A 2206-nucleotide genomic window follows, 5' to 3' on the forward strand; every position below is an offset into this window, starting at 1 on the left:
CACCATTCCGATGCGGTCCGTCAGCGCGGACTTCGTCCACGTGGGTGACAGCCACCGTGTTGAAAGAGTAACAAGGAATCGCCGGCAAAGCAAGTTTTGGCGGTCAAGAGTAAAGGGAGACTAGAAGACAGGCGTTGGTTGGTGCCACGCAGTGCATCCGGCACGCCTGCGTTGATTGAGGATCGGGATTCGGGCGTAGGTTGATGCCCCGCAGGGCAGTCTGGACTTGAGTATTAATCGAACGTTGGGGGCGAAGCAGTGTTGGCGGTCGTGCTTTATGCGTTGGTTGTGCCCCGCAGGGCGCGAGGCGGGCAGCAAGTGTCCGCGGCTCAGTCGGATAACGTTACGCATCACCGGGCCGGGACGGTTGATGTTCCATTCGAGAAAACTCGCAAGCCCGGCTCCGGTGCATGCGATGGTTATCCGCCGTTTTGTGGTCCGGAACTGGGCGGTTGGTATGGATTGCCGGTTTCACGAGACAGCCCTCCGGAGTCGACCGCGTTCAGGTTGGGGTATCGAGCGAGTCGGAACCACCCATGAATCGTTCCAGCCATTAGGCCGCCAAGGATACCAAAAGCAGCACAGCCAGTGGACGGTGGAGATGGAACATTGGGAACGGGACCGAAGTAAACGAGTGCAGCAACGCCGAACAATACAACGGTGCCGGCGACCCATTCCGGAATGTATTGGCCGTGAATCCGTTTGCGCTCGCCCGATCTCGCGACCACGAGGTGCAATCCGCGTGCGATCCCCCAAGCCATTGCGGCCATGAATGCGATGCCAGTCAGTTCGGAAAGGGCTTGGGCCAACGGGAAGCGTCTGCAGAGAGTGTTGATTTCAGTCGGATAACGGCCGGGATCACCGGGTACGGAGAGAAAAGTCAACCATCACAGAAAATCGCGCAAGCCGTACTCCGGTGCATCCCATGGTTATCCGCGATGATGTTTACGATGGTGACCGCCACCTGATAGGCGGTCAGTCGCAACGGCAGTGTAGCGAAGGGATTGCGGTTACGTCAAATTTGCCGACGATGATGGCCCGTAAGGGAAAAAATCAATCGTCGTCGGCAAATTTGACGTTACCGCAAAGGGTTGAATTAGGGAAAAACGTTCTAATGCGGTCGCCCGTGACATCAGGCGTCGGCTACGTAGTTGCGGTGGAAACCACCTTGGAGGCGACGACGTTCCGTATCGGCGGCGATCAGTGAAGATGCGTGACCAAGGAAGATCGCCGCCGATACGGTACGTCGTCGCCGGTCGTGCAAGCAAAGGGTAAAACGTCGCATCGCCAGCACGAGTATGACTTGATTGAGAATCCGTGAGTGTTAATTCAGGCATTGGTTGAATTGAGCCAGTCGCCATGCATACGAAGCGTTAATCATGGCATCTAGTGATCGGCATGGAATCCATGCGTAGGTTGTGCCCCGCAGGGCGCGAGGAAGGCAGCAAATGTCCGCGGCTCAGTCGGATAACGGTAGACATCACCGGGTGGCGGCGAAAGATTTGCAAGCAGACGAAAAACTGACCACCGCCACTCCGGTGCATGGCATGGTTATCCGCCATCATCCACCGCGGCCTTACGGATGGCATCGGCGAAACGCAAGTCGCCCCCATCCTCGTTGCTTGCATACAGAATCAACTCTGAGCCGTCGCTTGATGTTACGACAATAGTGGAGTCTTCGAGCCAACTATCGCTTGCAAGCAAACGGACGGAGACAATATCGCCGAGGTCGACCGAAGTGCACCATGCGTTCGATCCTTCGTGTACATAAGAGATCACGCGTTTATTCGTGAGTACGTTTCCATCGCCTTCAGGCGTCATGGAAGCGGAATAAAAGTGCGATATCTGTTCGCCCGGTAAGAGTCCAGCGGCAACGGTAACTGAAGTTGCAATTCTCGGTGGAATTTTGTTGCCGGTCAAAACCTTAGTATCTGCGAGGCGTCCTGTCGTGAGACCCCAGCCAACGAAGGCGAACAACGCAATCGCACCGGAAGCGAAGAGCGCGAGCACTGCACCAACGGTGACGAGTACAGTTGACCCATGTTGGCGAGTGTCGTTCATTGGAGGGGAGCCTCAGTCGGATAACGGTAGCGATTTGCGGGTGGCGAGAGAAGACTTGCAAGCAGAGGACACAGCGTTGCCGCCACTCCGTCAACATCGCATGGTTATCCGCGATTATGGGGAGGGAGTGCAGGTTCAATTGGAG

At 56.3% G+C, this 2206-nt stretch carries 3 protein-coding genes; 1 reads left to right on the forward strand and 2 read right to left on the reverse strand.

All coding sequences use genetic code 11. The features are described from left to right. Positions 1–419 precede the first annotated feature (419 nt). On the reverse strand, positions 420–884 hold the full coding sequence (locus RC85_RS25440; protein ID WP_149753503.1) for a hypothetical protein: 465 nt from the start codon (positions 882–884) through the stop codon (positions 420–422). Positions 885–925: 41 nt separating this feature from the next. Between RC85_RS25440 and RC85_RS25445 the strand changes: the two genes are divergently transcribed. Beyond that, positions 926–1207 (forward strand): hypothetical protein, encoded by a 282-nt coding sequence (locus RC85_RS25445; RefSeq protein WP_068267716.1) that lies wholly within the window; start codon positions 926–928, stop codon positions 1205–1207. 344 nt (positions 1208–1551) lie between these two features. Here the strand turns inward: RC85_RS25445 and RC85_RS25450 are convergent, their stop codons facing one another. Further along, positions 1552–2061, reverse strand: coding sequence for a hypothetical protein (locus RC85_RS25450; RefSeq protein WP_068267718.1), 510 nt, complete (start codon positions 2059–2061; stop codon positions 1552–1554). Between the last annotated feature and the right edge of the window lie 145 nt (positions 2062–2206).

Origin of the sequence: Rubripirellula obstinata, from assembly GCF_001642955.1 — a bacterium.
GTDB lineage: Bacteria > Planctomycetota > Planctomycetia > Pirellulales > Pirellulaceae > Rubripirellula > Rubripirellula obstinata.